Annotated in this window: 14 protein-coding genes and 2 pseudogenes; 6 read left to right on the plus strand and 10 right to left on the minus strand. The window is 70.2% G+C overall.

The genetic code is table 11. The features are described 5' to 3' along the window. Positions 1-213: 213 nt before the first annotated feature. From ACF08M_RS20565 to ACF08M_RS20580, 4 genes are read right to left on the minus strand one after another with little or no spacing between them, the layout of a single operon-like run. The gene (locus ACF08M_RS20565) at positions 214-1,287 is read right to left on the minus strand and encodes an ABC transporter ATP-binding protein (RefSeq protein ID WP_392186686.1); all 1,074 of its coding nucleotides are present in this window, start codon (positions 1,285-1,287) and stop codon (positions 214-216) included. Beyond that, positions 1,284-2,144: a molybdate ABC transporter permease subunit gene (gene modB, locus ACF08M_RS20570; RefSeq protein WP_392186687.1), complete on the minus strand. Its 861-nt coding sequence runs from the start codon at positions 2,142-2,144 to the stop codon at positions 1,284-1,286. The genes ACF08M_RS20565 and modB overlap by 4 nt, the downstream gene beginning before the upstream one ends. Then, a complete protein-coding gene (gene modA, locus ACF08M_RS20575) occupies positions 2,141-2,962 on the minus strand; it encodes a molybdate ABC transporter substrate-binding protein (RefSeq protein ID WP_392186688.1) in 822 nt (273 codons plus the stop codon). The genes modB and modA overlap by 4 nt, the downstream gene beginning before the upstream one ends. Before the next feature lie 35 nt (positions 2,963-2,997). Next, on the minus strand, positions 2,998-3,192 hold the full coding sequence (locus tag ACF08M_RS20580) for a hypothetical protein (protein WP_392186689.1): 195 nt from the start codon (positions 3,190-3,192) through the stop codon (positions 2,998-3,000). A 138-nt stretch (positions 3,193-3,330) separates the two neighbouring features. Here ACF08M_RS20580 and ACF08M_RS20585 point away from each other — a divergent pair, with 138 nt between their 5' ends. After that, a complete protein-coding gene (locus tag ACF08M_RS20585) occupies positions 3,331-3,801 on the plus strand; it encodes a molybdopterin-dependent oxidoreductase (protein WP_392186690.1) in 471 nt (156 codons plus the stop codon). 171 nt (positions 3,802-3,972) lie between these two features. On the opposite strand, the gene ACF08M_RS20590 is transcribed toward ACF08M_RS20585, so the two are convergent. The 3 genes from ACF08M_RS20590 to ACF08M_RS20600 all read right to left on the minus strand — a co-directional run bounded on the left by ACF08M_RS20590 (position 3,973) and on the right by ACF08M_RS20600 (position 6,087). Continuing rightward, the gene (locus ACF08M_RS20590; RefSeq protein ID WP_392186691.1) at positions 3,973-4,368 is read right to left on the minus strand and encodes a molybdopterin-binding protein; all 396 of its coding nucleotides are present in this window, start codon (positions 4,366-4,368) and stop codon (positions 3,973-3,975) included. Positions 4,369-4,441: 73 nt separating this feature from the next. Then, a complete protein-coding gene (locus ACF08M_RS20595) occupies positions 4,442-5,122 on the minus strand; it encodes a DUF4232 domain-containing protein (RefSeq protein WP_392186692.1) in 681 nt (226 codons plus the stop codon). 269 nt (positions 5,123-5,391) lie between these two features. After that, entirely contained in the window at positions 5,392-6,087 is a 696-nt protein-coding gene (locus ACF08M_RS20600; protein WP_392186693.1) for a hypothetical protein, read from the minus strand. A gap of 677 nt (positions 6,088-6,764) precedes the next feature. Between ACF08M_RS20600 and ACF08M_RS20605 the strand changes: the two genes are divergently transcribed. Beyond that, positions 6,765-7,535 (plus strand): lysophospholipid acyltransferase family protein, encoded by a 771-nt coding sequence (locus tag ACF08M_RS20605; RefSeq protein ID WP_392186694.1) that lies wholly within the window; start codon positions 6,765-6,767, stop codon positions 7,533-7,535. Between the two features lie 76 nt (positions 7,536-7,611). On the opposite strand, the gene ACF08M_RS20610 is transcribed toward ACF08M_RS20605, so the two are convergent. Next, entirely contained in the window at positions 7,612-9,123 is a 1,512-nt protein-coding gene (locus ACF08M_RS20610) for an LCP family protein (protein WP_392186695.1), read from the minus strand. A 152-nt stretch (positions 9,124-9,275) separates the two neighbouring features. On the opposite strand from ACF08M_RS20610, the gene tatA reads away from it, so the two are divergent. The 3 genes from tatA to ACF08M_RS20625 all read left to right on the plus strand — a co-directional run bounded on the left by tatA (position 9,276) and on the right by ACF08M_RS20625 (position 11,226). Further along, on the plus strand, positions 9,276-9,575 hold the full coding sequence (tatA, locus tag ACF08M_RS20615) for a Sec-independent protein translocase subunit TatA (RefSeq protein WP_392186704.1): 300 nt from the start codon (positions 9,276-9,278) through the stop codon (positions 9,573-9,575). 47 nt (positions 9,576-9,622) lie between these two features. Continuing rightward, positions 9,623-9,754: a hypothetical protein gene (locus ACF08M_RS20620; RefSeq protein WP_392186696.1), complete on the plus strand. Its 132-nt coding sequence runs from the start codon at positions 9,623-9,625 to the stop codon at positions 9,752-9,754. Between the two features lie 164 nt (positions 9,755-9,918). Next, positions 9,919-11,226 (plus strand): LCP family protein, encoded by a 1,308-nt coding sequence (locus ACF08M_RS20625; RefSeq protein WP_392186705.1) that lies wholly within the window; start codon positions 9,919-9,921, stop codon positions 11,224-11,226. A gap of 203 nt (positions 11,227-11,429) precedes the next feature. Here the strand turns inward: ACF08M_RS20625 and ACF08M_RS20630 are convergent. Then, positions 11,430-11,885 (minus strand): annotated as a pseudogene (locus ACF08M_RS20630) (class II aldolase/adducin family protein); the annotation flags it as partial. A 188-nt stretch (positions 11,886-12,073) separates the two neighbouring features. Next, positions 12,074-14,263 carry a protein kinase gene (locus tag ACF08M_RS20635; protein WP_392186697.1) on the minus strand — a complete coding sequence of 730 codons (2,190 nt, stop codon included), beginning with the start codon at positions 14,261-14,263 and terminating at the stop codon, positions 12,074-12,076. A 168-nt stretch (positions 14,264-14,431) separates the two neighbouring features. Here ACF08M_RS20635 and ACF08M_RS20640 point away from each other — a divergent pair. Then, a pseudogene (locus ACF08M_RS20640) lies at positions 14,432-14,622 on the plus strand (transposase domain-containing protein); the annotation flags it as partial. Between the last annotated feature and the right edge of the window lie 257 nt (positions 14,623-14,879).

Here is a 14,879-nt window from a genome sequence, read left to right on the forward strand (position 1 = left end):
AACTGATCGTCCGCGAATCCGCCTGACTCCGGCCGGAGCCGAGGGCGGCTCCTCCTGCCGAAGGCCGCCGCTGGTCCCGGGAGGAACCCGGGAGCGCCGCCGACGCCCGCTGACGCCCGTCGGCGGGCATCGGCGGCGGACCCCTCGCATCTGTGAGGGATGAAGTGGGTGATGCCCCGCAGGCCGTGGACGCCCGCCGGTCCCGGTGCGTTCTCAGACGGGGTAGGCGTGGGTCTGTGCCGCCTTCACCGTCGCCCAGACCTCCGCGCCCGGGTGCAGGTCGAGTTCGGCGGCGGCGACCGTGGTGAGGTCGGCGGCGAGGGGGAGGTCGCCGGTGAGGGCGGCGCGGATCTGGTCGCCGTGCGACTCCAGGCCGACGACCTCGCAGCGCCAGAGGTTGCGGGCGCTGGAGCCGGCGGGCCGGCTCCGGTGGAGAGTGACGGCGCTCGGGGGGAACGCCACGAAGGCCGGTCCGGACAGGACCTCCGTGGTGGTGACGGCGGGGCCGGCGTCGAGGCGGACCGTGTGGCCCTCGGCGCGGCCCCGGTAGAGGTTGAGGCCGACGAGCTGCGCGATGTAGTCCGTACGGGGGTGACGGGCGATGTCGGACGGGCTGCCCTCCTGGACGACTTCGCCGTGCTCCACAAGGACCAGGCGGTCGGCGAGGACCATGGCGTCGAGCGGATCGTGCGTGACGAGTACGGCGACTGCTTCGAACTCGGCCAGGTGGCGCCGGAGTTGGGTGCGGACCTCCAGGCGGGTGCGGGCGTCGAGGGCGGCCAGGGGCTCGTCGAGAAGGAGCAGGCGTGGGCGGGTGGCGAGGGCGCGGGCGAGGGCGACGCGCTGCGCCTGGCCGCCGGAGAGCCGACGGGGCTTGGCGCCGGTGTGATCCGCGAGACCCAGGCGGTCGAGCCACATGGCGGCCTGTGCACGCGCCTCCGCCTTGGTCGCCCCCTGGCAGCGCGGCCCGAACGCCACGTTGTCCAGGGCGGTCAGGTGGGGGAAGAGCAGATAGTCCTGGAAGACGACGCCGACCGGACGGGACTCCGGTGGCGTACGCTCCAGCGTCGCGCCGTCCAGCCGCAGGTGACCGCCGGTGAGCGGGGTCAGGCCGGCGAGCGCGCGCAGGGCCGTGGTCTTGCCCGCGCCGTTCGGGCCGAGCAGGGCGACCACCTCGCCGGGTGCGGCGGTCAGCGCCACGTCGAGGCGGAATACGCCGCGGTCCACCACGAGGCGGGCGTCGAGCCCGTGGGCGGCGTCGCCGCGGACGTCATGGGTCTCGGTCATCGGGCGGTCATCCAACGGTCGCGCAGCCCGGCCAGCACCGCGATGGACACGGCCAGCAGCACCAGGCTGAGGGCGATCGCCGCCTCCGGATCGCTCTGCAGGGCGAGGTAGACGGCAAGGGGCATCGTCTGGGTGCGGCCGGGGAAGTTGCCGGCGAAGGTGATGGTCGCACCGAACTCGCCGAGCGCGCGGGCCCACGCCAGGACCGCGCCGGCCGCGATGCCCGGCGCGATCAGCGGGAGCGTGACCCGGCGGAAAGCGGTGAAGCGGGAGGCGCCCAGGGTGGTCGCCGCCTCCTCGTAGCGCGGGTCGGCGGCCCGCAGGGTGCCTTCGACGCTGATGACGAGGAACGGCATCGCCACGAACGCCTCGGCGACCACGACCCCCGCCGTGGTGAACGGCAAGGTGATGCCGAACCACGAGTCCAGCCACGTCCCGACGATGCCGTTGCGGCCGAGCGCCGTCAGCAGCGCCACGCCGCCCACGACCGGCGGCAGGACGAGTGGGAGCGTGACGAGAGCGCGGACGAGGCCGCGGCCGGGGAACTCGACCCGGGCCAGCAGCCAGGCCAGCGGCACCCCGACGACCAGACTCACCGCGGTCGCCGCCGTGGCGCAGACCAGGGACAGCTGGAGCGCCTGCCACACCTCGGTGCTGGTCAGCTGCTCGGGCATGCTGCGCCACGGGGCCCGTACGAGCAGCGCGACCAGCGGCACGACCAGGAATGCCACGCCGAGCAGCGCGGGCACCAGCAAAGGAAGCGGTACGCCGCGGACGCCACCCGCCCGGGCACGCCGACGCCACGGACCGCCCCGGCGGGTGCCGGTCGCGGCGTCGGACTTGGCGGTCGAGGTCACGGCTTCAGGAACCCGGCCCCGGTCAGGACCTTCTGGCCCTCGGCAGACTGCACCAGCGCGATGAATGCCTTGGAGGCCGCGGCGTTGGGGGCGTCCTTGAGCAGAGCGATCGGGTAGTCGTTGACGGCGTCGGCCGACTCGGGGAACTGCACGCCCTCCACCCTGTCACCGGCCGCCTTCACATCGGTCTGGTACACGACCGCCGCGTCGGCCTCCTTCAACTCGACCTTGGTCAGGGCGCTCTTGACGTCCTGCTCGTACGACACCGGGGTGAGCTGGAGACTGCTGGCGTCGAGGGCCTTCTGGGCGGCGGAGCCGCACGGCACCTGCTTGTCGCAGAGCACGACCTTCAGACCCGGCTCGGTGAGGTCCTTGAGGGAGGAGATCTTGTCGGGGTTGCCCGGCAGGGTGGCGATCTCCAACTGGTTGCGTACGAAGGTGGCCGGCGTGCCGGAGATGTCGCCCGCGTCGGTGACGATCTTCATCGTCTTGGGGCTGGCCGCGGCGAACACGTCGGCCGGCGCACCGCCGGTGATGCTCGCGGCGAGAGCGTCGCTGCCGCCGAAGCTGAAGGTCACCTTCGTACCCGGGTGTTGCTTCTCGAACTCCTTGCCCAGGGTCGTGAAGCTCTCCTTGAGGGAGGCGGCGGCGAAGACGGTCACCGTGCCGGAGAGCTTCGGCGACGAGGACGACGAGCCGTCGGACTTCGCGGGGGAGTCCGGGCCGGAGGAAGAACAGGCGCTCAGTGCCAGCAGCGCGGCGGTGCCTGCACCGGCCACCTGCAGGGTCCGGCGGGTCCGGCGCGCGGTACGGGTCATCACGGGTCCACTCCCTCTGGTCCTGACGGACACATCTACGGTCTGTCGGCGACCACATCGGTCGACTTGATCACGGCGATCGCCGGGACACCGGGCTCCGGGCCCGGTTCCTCAGCCGGCTCACGGCCAACCGTCGTCTCCACCCGTTTCCCGCCGTCGACCAGACGCCTCACGGTGTCGGAACCGACGCCGGGCAAGGCGGCCGCGTCCCCGATCCGGTAGGTACGCATGCGCCGATCATACTGCCGCAGATGCAAGGAGAAAGTCTTCTGTGGCTTTGCATGAGCCGGATCAATGATCTGTCGGGATTGCATGTGCGTTTGTACGGGGCGGGTGTCCGGGTACGGACATCAGGGAGGTGGTAGTCCGTGAGTCAGTCCCCCGCAGTGGCGGACACGGTGGCGGAACTCGCCCTCACCGGCGATCTGGCCCGCCCGGCCCGCCTGACGGTGCCCGATCTGCTCGCCTGGCCGCAGCGCGAGGTCGAGGTCGGCTTCGAGTGCGCCACCAGCGGCATCCAGCACCACCGCTTCACCGGACCGCTCCTGCACGACGTCCTGTCGGCGGCAGGACCTGCCTTCGACCCCGCACGCCGTAAGGACCGCCTGCGCTTCCTGATCGCGGTGTCCGGCGCGGACGGCCACCACGCCCTGCTGTCCTGGGCGGAGATCGACCCCGACTTCGGCCGCGCGCCCGTACTGCTCGCCGCCACGGTCGACGGCACGTTCCTCGACCGCGCAGGCGCCCAGCTCGTCCTGCCCCAGGACCGCTGCGGGGCCCGGCACGTCAGCGGCATCAACGCGATTCGCGTGGACGGTGGCTACACCTCGTGGGCGTGACGGCACCGGGCCGTACCCGTACGGCAACGGCGAAGGGCGGCCCGATCGGCAGGGCGGGACCGGCGGGCGTTCTGGCGGTACGCGGACGAGAACCGGGTCGCACGGGTACTCGGCCGGCGGCCGGCCCCCGGGGAGGCCGCCGGTCCGCGGCCGGAATCCCGCGTTCCCCGGTCAGACGCGGTCGATGTGCACATTCGTCGACTTCACCCGGGCGGTGGCCTCCATGCCGACCTCCAGCCCCAGTTCCTCCACGGCTTCACGCGTCAGCAGCGACACCAGCCGGTGCGGGCCGGCCTGGATCTCCACCTGGGCGGCGACATCACCGAGCTTCACCGCGGTGACGATCCCGGGGAAGGCATTGCGGACCGAGGTGTACGAGGATTCCCCCTCACCGCCACCGGCCTTCGCCAGTTCCACGGAGAAGTCGGCAAGATCCTTCCCCTCGATGAGCCGCCGCCCGCTCTCGTCCCGATGGGTGGCCACCCGGCCGGCGTCGGCCCAGCGCCGCGCGGTGTCGGGGCTCACGCCGAGGAGCCGGGCGGCCTGGCCGATTGTGTAGAACTGCATACGCGCCAAGATAGGCCCATCCACGGACGTCCCTGCGCACCGCACTGGTCCGGCCGGGCAGGCTCCGCGGATGTCAGCCGACCTTGCCGACGGGGCCGACTTCCAGCTTGGGGCCGTTGTCGGAACCGTCGGTGACGGGGAGCGAGCCCGCGGGCCACTCCGCGGTCGCCTGATGCGTGTCGTTCGGGGGAGTGACGACGATCTGGGTGGGCCGTACGCCGGAGCCGCCCGAGTTGTTGACCGGGAACTGAATGTTGAAGGCGGCGGAATCCCCGGGCTTGAGGGTGGCCGGGTACGCCTTCTCGTGGTTGCGCGGAACCGACATGGTTCCGGCACTGGTCTCCAGGTCGACGCCGGGGAAGCCGCTCACGCGGCAGGCCCGGTCGCCCTTGTGGAAGAGCTGGACCGTGACGACACCGGTGTCCTTGCTGGTCGAGCCCGCGCTGTTGTCTTCGGCGGTGACGCGGAGTTCGGAGGTCGTGCAGATGGGCGTCTTGGCGCTGCTGCCGCCTCCGGTGCCGCCGCTGCCGTCGGTGCCTGTGCTGCCGGTGCTGTTTCCGGAGCCGTTGCCGGAGCCCTTGCCGCTGTCGCCGCCGGTGGCACCGTTGCCGTTGCCGCCCTGGCCGGCGGATGTGCTCGGCGCGGCACTTGACGCCCCGTCCGCGACGTCGTCCCCGTTGCAGGCGGTGAGGGCGAGTGCGGAGACGAGCGTGATGCCGGCGAGAAGGGTCTTCGTGAGATGCGTGCGCTTCATGGGTCCCCCTGGGTGCGGTGTTCCTCGTTCGTCCGGCGTTGTTGCCGGGCGACGTCCTGAACTGTGCGGGATGGCTGCGACGTTGATCAAGTCGGCGCACTCGATCCGGGACGCTGGAATGGTTCCACCCGCTCTGACCTGGGGAAATGTAGGGGTCCTGGAACGCTGGGCTGGGAGGCGGGGATGGCAGGGGCAGAGTGGTGCGGGCGGGTACCCCGGCCCGATTCCGGCGAGCCGGGGTACCACGCCGCGTCGCGCGGGCGACCCGGTCACCACTCGTCGTAGAAGTCGTTCTCGATCACCCGGAAGCTGCCCCCCACTCCGTCGGTGACGAACACGCCTCCTTCGACGCGGTGCGGGAACACGCCCTGCGTGGCGCCGCGGGGGCCGACGGTGGCGATGGGGGCGCCGTTGTCACAGGTGGCTCCGCTGAAGACCTCGACGGTCCGGCGGCTGTCGTTGAAGATGTTGAAGCTGGTGGAGCCGAGGCCGCTGGCCACGGTGACGCAGCCACTGGGGATGGCGGGGTACGTGCGGTCGTTGAAGTGGATCCTGCCTACGTCGTGACCGCGGCCTCCGTAGCCCCGGTCCCGGTCGCCTCGGCCCTCGTCGCCGCCCCGGTCTTCGTCGCCACCGCGACCCTGGTCGTCGCCCCGGTCGTCGCCCCGGCCCTCGTTGCCCCTGCCTTCGTCGCCGCCTCTCCCCTCGCCGCCTCTGCCCTCGTCCCTGCCCTGGCCTTCGCCGTTGCCCCGGCCTTCGTCCCCCCTCCCGGCGTCGCCCTTGTCCTGGGGGACCGCAGCGGGTGCGGGTGCGGGTGCGGGCGCGGGGGCGGCAGCGGCCTTCTGGACGACCGGGGCGGCCTGGGGCGGTTCGGTGGTGGAGGCCGAGGTGAGGGTGCTGCCGGTGGCGGTCAGGGCCGCGACGGCCGCGACGGCGGCTGTGAGGATGGTGGAACGTTTGGTCATGTCGCTTCTCCTGTCTCAGAGGGGTCGGCTGAGCAGCAGACCCGTGATTGAACGTACGTAGGGTCCCGACAGCTGTCATTTCGGGGCATATCGATCAGCTGATGCCGTGACATCCGTCGGAGCGGCCCTCACTCGCATGCCATTCGAGTGGCTCCTGACGGGTCATCAATGTTGTTGTGAGCGAGTGCATTGATCGGCCGTTCGCCTGTTGGGGTGACCCCCTGATGTCCAATTCACCCCGGAAGCGGCGTGTCGTTCCTTGACTCGATACGGACAGGCGTCATCCGGCTCGGTGCCGTGTGGATTCCGGCCATGGCCGAGCCCTTGAGCCGCCTCCCGAACCGCTGGGCGGAGGGGCCGCTGCCCGGCAGGCCGATGGGCCGTGCCGGCCTCCGTACCGGTCCGCACACCGCCCGGCAAGTGGCACCGGCACGGCGCTGCCCCCGAGCCGGCCTCGTTGCTGACGCCTGACTGCCCCGGGCGCAGGCGGTCGCCCGAGGGCCGGTCTTTCACCTCGATTCGCATGGTATTCACCCGGCGCGTCCATACTCCGATCGGCGACGAAAGGAAAACATCGTGCCCGACACCGGCGTCCGTGTTCCGCCCCGTCCACGGTGAACCCCTGGACGGCGGAGCCGGTCTGCACACCGGCCTGTGCGAAGAGTCCGGCAGCAGGTGTGCCGCTGCCCGAGACGGTCCGCCGCTACGTGTCCGTCGCCCGTACGCTCATCCACAGCGCGGCGACGGGAGACCGGCTGGCCGGCCCCCGGACCCTGCGCGCCGAGGCCCGCGCCGTTCTCACCGCCCTCGGGATACAGCTGGACCTGGACCTGGAACAGGACCCGACCCCCGTGCGGGACGTGGATCCGGAGCGGGGCCGCCGTCCGCTGTCCGTACCCGGGCCGACCGGGACCCTGGTCGTGGCCAATCACATCTCCTGGCTCGACGTGATCGTCCTGCTCGCGGTCGAGCCCGTGACCCTGCTGGCCAAGCGCGAGGTCGGCACCTGGCCCGTCATAGGGACGCTGGCCCGGCGCATCGGTACGTGCTTCATCGACCGGGAGGGCCTGCGCGAGCTGCCGGGCACCGTGGCCGAACTGGCGCGGATGCTGCGCACCGGGCAGTCCGTGATGGTGTTCCCGCAGGGGACCACCTGGTGTTCCGTTCCCGGCGGTACGTTCCGGCGCGCGACCTTCCAGGCGGCCGTCGACGCGGGTGCCCCGGTCCGGCCGGTGACGATCGACTACTTCCAGCACGGCGTCCCCAGCACGGTCGCGGGCTTCCTCGGTGACGAGGGGTTCGCCATGTCCCTGCGCCGGGTCGTCGGCGCCGGGGAACTGTCGGCCCGGGTCACCACGCACCGCCCGCTGACCGGCGGCGACCGGCGCTCACTGGCGGCCGAGGCCCAGCGGGCCGTGTCGGGATCCAGGGCGCCGGCCCATGCCTGACTCCGCCCGCTGCCGGGGCGCCGCCGGGACTGTTCAGTGCCGGGGCGCCGCCGGTCCCGTGCAGGTCGTACTCAGGTCATCCGTACGAGAGGTTGGCGCAGGGGTTGTCGTCGGCGGAGCGGGCGCCCTCGGCCACCCGCGAGGGGACGGTGGGCGGGGGCGAGGCAGTGGTCTCCGGTCCGGCCGCGTACACCGTGCCGACGACGACCGCGATGCCCTTCGTAGCCGTCTCGTTGAGTTCCGCGCCGGGGAAGAGCCGGGCGGCCTTCTCGGCTCCGGCCTGCTGGCCGGGGCCGTACTCGATCACGGTCGAGGCCCGGGGCCGGTCCGTTGCCGGCGCCGTCGCGGTGCGGGTGACGGTGAAGCCGTGCTCGCCGAGCGTCCGGGCGGCACGGGCGGCAAGACCGGTGACGGTGGTGCCGTTGTACACGGCCACCGAGACACCGGCGCCGGAGACCGGCCCGGCGGCGCTCGGCGACGGGGCCGCGGTGGGGGCCGCCGTGCCGTGCCCGCCGGCGTCCTGTCCGTCGATGGTGCGGTCGGCCCGCAGTGCCGCCCACAGGGCGTCGGCGTCGGGATGGACGATCGCCACGCGCGCACCCTGGTATCTCCAGGGCAGGGTCACGAACTTGGTGTTGTGCAGGTCGATGTCCTTCATCGACATGGCGAAGGAGACCAGTTTTCCGGCGGTGCCGAGTCCGGGATCGACGGTCATCGACCTGGTGGCCGCGTCCGCGAGCGGCAGCAGTCTGGTGGGTGTGAGGCCGTCGCTCTTCACCTGCTTCAACAGGCTGGCCACAAAAGCCTGTTGACGTTGTATTCGGCCTATGTCGGAGCCGTCGCCGATGCCGTGCCGGATGCGCACGTAGTCGAGCGCGCGTTGGCCGGAGACGGTCTGCGGGCCCTTGGTGAAGATCCGCTTGCCGCGGGTGGGGCGATGAGGGTCGAGGTCTCCTTGGTAGACGTCCTGGGGCAGACAGACCTGGACGCCGCCGACGGCCTCGGTCATCGCCGCGAAGCCCTTGAAGTCGATGACGACGGTGTGGTCGACGCGCAGCCCGGTCAGCTTTTCGACGGTGTTCTGGGTGCAGGCGGGGTTGCCCTGGGCGGTCTCGCCCACCGAATAGGCCGCGTTGAACATGGCATTGGCCTGCGGCTCGGACCAACTGCCGTCGGGCCGTTTGCAGGGCGGGATGTCGACCAGGGTGTCGCGGGGGATAGAGACGGCGATGGCGTGCTTCTGATCGGCGTAGGTGTGCAGCAGGAACGCGGTGTCGGAGCGGCCGATGTCGTTCTTGTCGCCGCCGCCCAGTTCGCTGTTGCCGCCGGTCCTCCCGTCCGAGCCGATCACCAGTACGTTCGAGCCTTTGGTGGCGGCGGGCGGCCGGTTGTCGGAGACTCCGTCCGCGCTGAACGTGCTGATGTTCCCGTTGAGCCGTGCGTAGAGCCAGCCGGCTCCGGCCGTGAGCAGGACGAGCAGCGAAACCCCGAGGGTGAGGACGGTCCGGGCCCGGCTCCGCCTGCGCCGTCGGTTGTGCCCGGTCGCGGCACGTGCGCGGCGCCGGGACACCTGGCGGCTGCCTGTCATTCGCTCACCCCATCGGTTCCGGTCATGAGCGAAGGGGGTGATCGGGACCGCCCCCGCCATGACGGTTGTACAGTTGCGCAATGTAGCAAGTGTTTCTGTGTGGACGGCGCACGGCGTGGTCCGCCGAGGAGAAGGAAGGGCGGGTGGGCGGAGTGTTCCGCAACGCGTTGGAGCCTTGGCATCTGCTGATCTTGGGGCTCGTGATCGTCCTGCTGTTCGGATCGAAGAAGCTGCCCGACACCGCACGGGCGCTGGGCAAGTCGCTCCGCATCCTGAAGAGCGAGACCAAGGCCATGAAGGAAGAGGGTGAGTCCCAGCCGGCCTCTTCTGCCGCTCAGGCGCCTCCCGAGCCCGATGTCCCCGAGCGGACGGCATCCAGGATCATCCGGTCGGCCCCTGGCGACGCCGCGTCGGGCCGCCCGGTGGCGGAGAACGGAACCGAGCCCCGCTGACACGCCGGGGGCCGCGCGGCGCGCCGGGGGCGACGTCATGGACGAGGATGACAGTGGCGAACAGCTGCTCGCCGAACGGGAGTTCCTCGCGATCAGCCGGGGTGCGCGTCCGGTCCGACCGCATCGCCCTCGACCAGGACACCGGCATCGCCGAGCTGCTGTTCGCTCCGAGTATGTAGGGTTCGTCCACCGCAAGGTGCGGTGCACGAAGGAGCGGGCGGGCGAGCGGCCGAGAGGCCGGGCGCGGAGGGTCAGCGTGAGCAAGGAACGCAGGAAGCCGCGAAACGGCGCGGGGCGCAGGGCCGGAAAGAAGCCACGGGGGCAGCTCACGAGACGGGGCAAACTGTTCGTCCGCGGCGGAGCCGCGCTGGCCGTGCTGCTCCTGGCGGCCGGCGGCGCCGCCGCCTGGGTCTACCAGAGCCTCGACGGGAACATCCACTCCGCCGACATCGATGACCGGCTCGGCGGCGACCGGCCGGCCAATATGAGTCCCGGTTCCAAGAACATCCTGGTGGTGGGCTCGGACTCGCGCGACGGCGACAACGGGAAATACGGCAAAGGCCTGACCACGATGCAGTCGGACACTCTGATGGTGATGCACATGGCAGCCAACCGGAAGTGGGCCACCGTCGTATCCCTCCCGCGCGATTCATGGGTCGGCATACCGGCCTGCGACAAGGGTGACGGCACCAAGTCCACGCCGCACCACTTCAAGATCAACGAGGCCTTCGCCATCGGCGGAACGAGCGGTGAGGTCGCCGGGGCCGCGGCCTGCACCATCCGAACCGTCGAGCAGAACACCGGCCTGCGCATCGATCACTTCATGTCGATCGACTTCCAGGGTTTCAAGGGCATGGTGAATGCCCTGGACGGCATAGAAGTCTGTCCCGAGACGGCGATCCACGACAAGAAGGCCCATCTCGACATGGAGGCGGGGTGTCAGACCGTCAGGGACGAGAAGGCCCTCGGGTACGTCAGGACCCGCTACAGCGTGGGAGACGGCTCCGACATCGGCAGGATAGGCCGCCAGCAGGAGTTCATGGAGGCCCTCGCCGACAAGGCGCAGAAGAAACTGACCAGCCCGACCGCCCTGTACGGCTTCCTCAACTCGGCGACCAAATCACTGACCACGGACAAGAAGCTGGCGGGGATCGACTCCCTCACGGGGCTCGCCTCCGAACTCAAAGGGATCCCGAGCGACCGGCTGGCCTTCCTGACCGTGCCGAACTACGGGCGTGAGGCGGACGTGCCCACCGACAAGGCCAATGTGGTGTGGCAGTACCCCCAGGCGGCGGACCTCTTCGCTTCGTTGGCCGCGGACGAGGAAGTTGACAAGAAGTCACTGGAGGCCCGCAGCAAGAACCCCGTCTACGCCGCCACGATCCGTGTGAGCGTACTCAACGGGACGGGCAAGCCGGGGCAGGCCGCGAAGGTCGCGGAGGCGCTGCGCACGGCGGGATACACGGTCGTCGGCACGGACAACGCCCCCAGTGACACGGGAAAGACATCGGTCACGTTCCCGCAGGGGCTCGACCGGCAGGCGAAGGCGCTGGTCTCCCGGCTGCCAGGAGCGCGAGCGACCCAGGACCCGGCGGCCGCTCCGGGGACGGTGACGCTGACCGTCGGCAAGGATTTCGACGGCGTGCGCTGACCGACGGGCGGCGGGGCGCGTAGTGCCAGGCTCCCGCAGCGCGCGGTCGAACGTCGAGCGCCGGACCGCCTCGCGGGCCGACGGCCGTTGCCGTCGGCCCGCGAGGGAGCGCCGCTGCTCCGCTGCCGGACCCATGGATACGCGCTCCCCGGCCGGTGTCGCGCACCACTGCCTCCTCCGCCGCCGCTCCACGCGGTCAGTCGAAACAGGTCCGGACCGGAGGCCGTGATCTGGTCCCACAGCGGGCGGGCCTGGAACCACCCCGCCAGGTGGGTGCCGAGCTGGCCACGGGTCACCAGGGCCGTCTCCCGGTCGATGAGTTTCGGCGTGCCGGCAGCCATGGCCAACAGCTGGGCCCGGCAGGAGCGTTCCATGGTGATGAACCACCACACGGCCTCGGCGACCGAGTGGCCGACGGTCAGCAGACCGTGGTTCTGGAGGATGACGGCCTTGTTCCCGCCCAGGGCCTCACCGATCCGCCTGCCCTCCTCGACCTCGTCGACCACGCCCTCGTAGTCGCTGTACAGGCCGTGGTCCTCGAAGAACGGGCAGGCGTCCTGGGCGATCGGGTCGAGCCGGATGCCGAGGCTGGAGAAGGCCTTGCCGTGCGGGGAATGGGAGTGCGCGGCGGCCACGACATCGGGGCGGGCGGAGTGCACTGAAACCACGTCAACCCGCCCTGACCAGCAAGTCAGCCACAACCGCGCAGCGGGGGACCTCAACGCGGAATGAGGCGGTTTGAAGCCTCCCCGCAGGGCGACTTCGAAGGCCCAAATCCTCATCTCCCACACAGCACCGCAGCAAGGAGCTCTTCTCCGTCGAACTCCTCTCTGCGACGGAGTCAAGCTCAGGGGTGGAAGGTTTCGAAGTACTCCGGCTTGAGCTTGTTGAGCCAGGCGTGGGTCACACCGGTCCATCCGATACGAAGGAAATCGGCTTTGCCATCCCCGTCGATGTCGGCGAACTGCACGTCCTTCTGCGGCACGTCGGCGTCACCCGCGATCCTTCCGATGTCCCGGAACTTCCCGCCCGCCCCCTTGGCGCCTTCGTTGATCCAGGCCCGGGCACCACCCTTGGCGGTGACAAGGATCCGGTCGGCACGCCCGTCCCCGTTGATGTCCGCGTACCGGATCTCCTTGGCCTCCGCCGCAGATCCACTGATCTCGTCGGGTGCGGCCCAGTCCAGGTACTCACGTCCGTCCTTGGACTGGAAGTCCCTGTTGTACCAGGCCTTCGTCCTGCTGTCCGGCTCGATCAGCAGGTAGTCGTCACGTCCTCCTCCGGTGACGTCCGCGAACCGAATCCGGGTGGCCGTGTCGATGGACAGCCTGTTGCCGGTGGATCCTGCCGAGAACACGTCGGAGACACCGGTGTAGGTGTTCATGCACATGCGGGCGCCGGACGGATTCTCCTTCTTCCAGGTATGGACGATCAACCTGCCCGTCAGGTCGACGATCATGCAGTCGGGAAAGCCGTCACCGTCGATGTCGCCGAAGCGGAGAGTGTTGCCCACCGCCCCGGCGGGGGGTTTGTAGGAGTTCTTCCCCGGGGCGAAGGGCTTCCAGCCCGCACCCGAGGGGCCGTAGTTCCACAAGAACTGGAAGTGTTGGTCCTTGTCGACCGTCACGAATTCGGCCATGTGGTCCTTATCGATGTCGACCATCCAGAAGTGGTTCGTGGGCGGGAACTCCTTGGGCTGGATGACGCCGCGGTCCTCCCAGCCCGAGCCCAGCTTGTTCGCCTTCCCGCCCCCGGCATCGTTGCCCGCCCCGGTGTCCGCGGCCGGTGCGTCGGAGCCGGAACCTGCCGCGGAGGGCGCGTCGCCCGAAGCCTCGCTGTCCGGGGCTGTGCCCCGGGGCGAACTCGTCGGGGTGGTAACGGATTTGCCGTCGTCGTCGGAGCTCCAGAGCGGTGGCGCGACGTACAGGGTCGTGGCGGTGGCCGCGGGGACGAAGACCGCAGTCAGAAGGATCAACGGGGGGCGGCGTCTGCTGCGTGCACCCCTCTTGGCGGGTTCGCTCTCGGTATTGGCGGCCACGACCGGATCAGTGCCGGTGCCCGGTCCTCGCTCGGGACCGGGCACCGGATTCGGCCCCTTGGTGGTGTCCGGACCGGGAGTGAGGTCCGGTACGGGCCCGTCCCCGACGCCGGACGGTCCAGCCGGCACACTGCTGCTGCCGGGGAACCCGCCGGCGGCTGCCCGCCGTGCCGCGGCCGCCATCACGGCGGCGTTGACGTAGCGGTCCTCCGGGTCCTTGGCGAGCGCCTTGGCGACGAAGACCCTGATCGCTTCCGGAACGTCGTCGGGAAGGTCCGGCAACGGTTCGCTGATGTGTTTGAGGGCGACCTCGACGGCCGAACCGCCGGTGAACGGCGGTACACCTGTGAGCAGTTCGTAGCAGACCACACCGGTGGAGTAGAGGTCGGACGCCGGGACGACGGGCAGCCCTCGCGCGTGCTCGGGGGCCATGTAGAGCGGGGTGCCGACGGCCCTGTGCGTGTCGGTCATCCTGGTACCGGCCTCGGTGCGGGCGATGCCGAAATCGGTCACCGCGACCCGCCCGTCCCCACGGAGCATCAGGTTCGACGGCTTGATGTCGCGGTGCACGATGCCGAGCCGGTGCACGGCGTGCAGCGCGTCGAGCACCTGGGCGACGAGTTCGAGCACCCGGGCGGCCGGAAGGAGCCCGCTCTCTCTGCGCGCCTCTTCCAGCGTCTTCCCCTCGACGAGTCCCATGACGATGTACGCGGCACGCGTCACCGCGTCGTCAGCACCGCCCCTCTCGGGAAACGCCTGCTCACCGTAGTCGTGGACGCCGACGACACCCGGATGGTGGATGGAGGCGAGGATCTTGGCCTCTTTCCGGAAACGCAGGAGGAAGGAGTCGTCGTCAAGGCGCGAGGGGTGCAGGATCTTGACGGCGACCTGGCGTTCGAGGACCTGGTCCTCGGCACGCCAGACCTCGCCCATGGCACCGCCGCCCAACCGTCCGACCAGCACATAACGGCCGCCGATCAGCGTCCCTCGCCCCCACATGCCTGCTCCCCCGTCATGTACAGAGTTTCTGTTGTCAGCCGTGCGCGGCACAGCGTCCCGGAAAAGGTCCGAACCCTCACGGGTACCAGCATCTGATCACCAACCTAGCTGGTACGCACAGCAGTTACCTAAGCCCAATACCAGTGAATATGAGGGATTCAGCTCGTTGTGTTGGGTGTGCCAAGACCCGGACAGGTGAAGTCGGTCGCGAGCGGGCGTTTTTCGGATCGCATTGCTCTCGGAGTGTTGACGCGCGCGTTCCGCCTGACCCGGTGGACGAGGTGATGGCGCAGTGCGGGCGTACTGAGCAGCGTCAGCGGCCCCTTCCGGCACGGGTGGTGGTGTATTTCGTGCTGGCGTGCGCCACGAGGCGCGGTGTTTTCGAGTAGTGGTGAAAGACCACTGCCGTCGGGTCGTCGCAGCGGCCCGATTGAAGCTGGGGATAGCCCGGTCCGGGGAACGCCGGGGAGGGTGGGAGCAGTCCCGACAACGACGGGACGGGCCGGTACTGCCAGACGGCTCGGGTCCGGCTAGCAAGGCCAGTGGGCGTAACGAGAGTGAATCGGTGGTCGAAGCCCCGTAATCGAAGTGCCGGCTCGAAACCTGGCGGATCAGG

The organism is Streptomyces sp. NPDC015032, from assembly GCF_043080425.1.
In the GTDB taxonomy this organism is placed as follows: domain Bacteria; phylum Actinomycetota; class Actinomycetes; order Streptomycetales; family Streptomycetaceae; genus Streptomyces.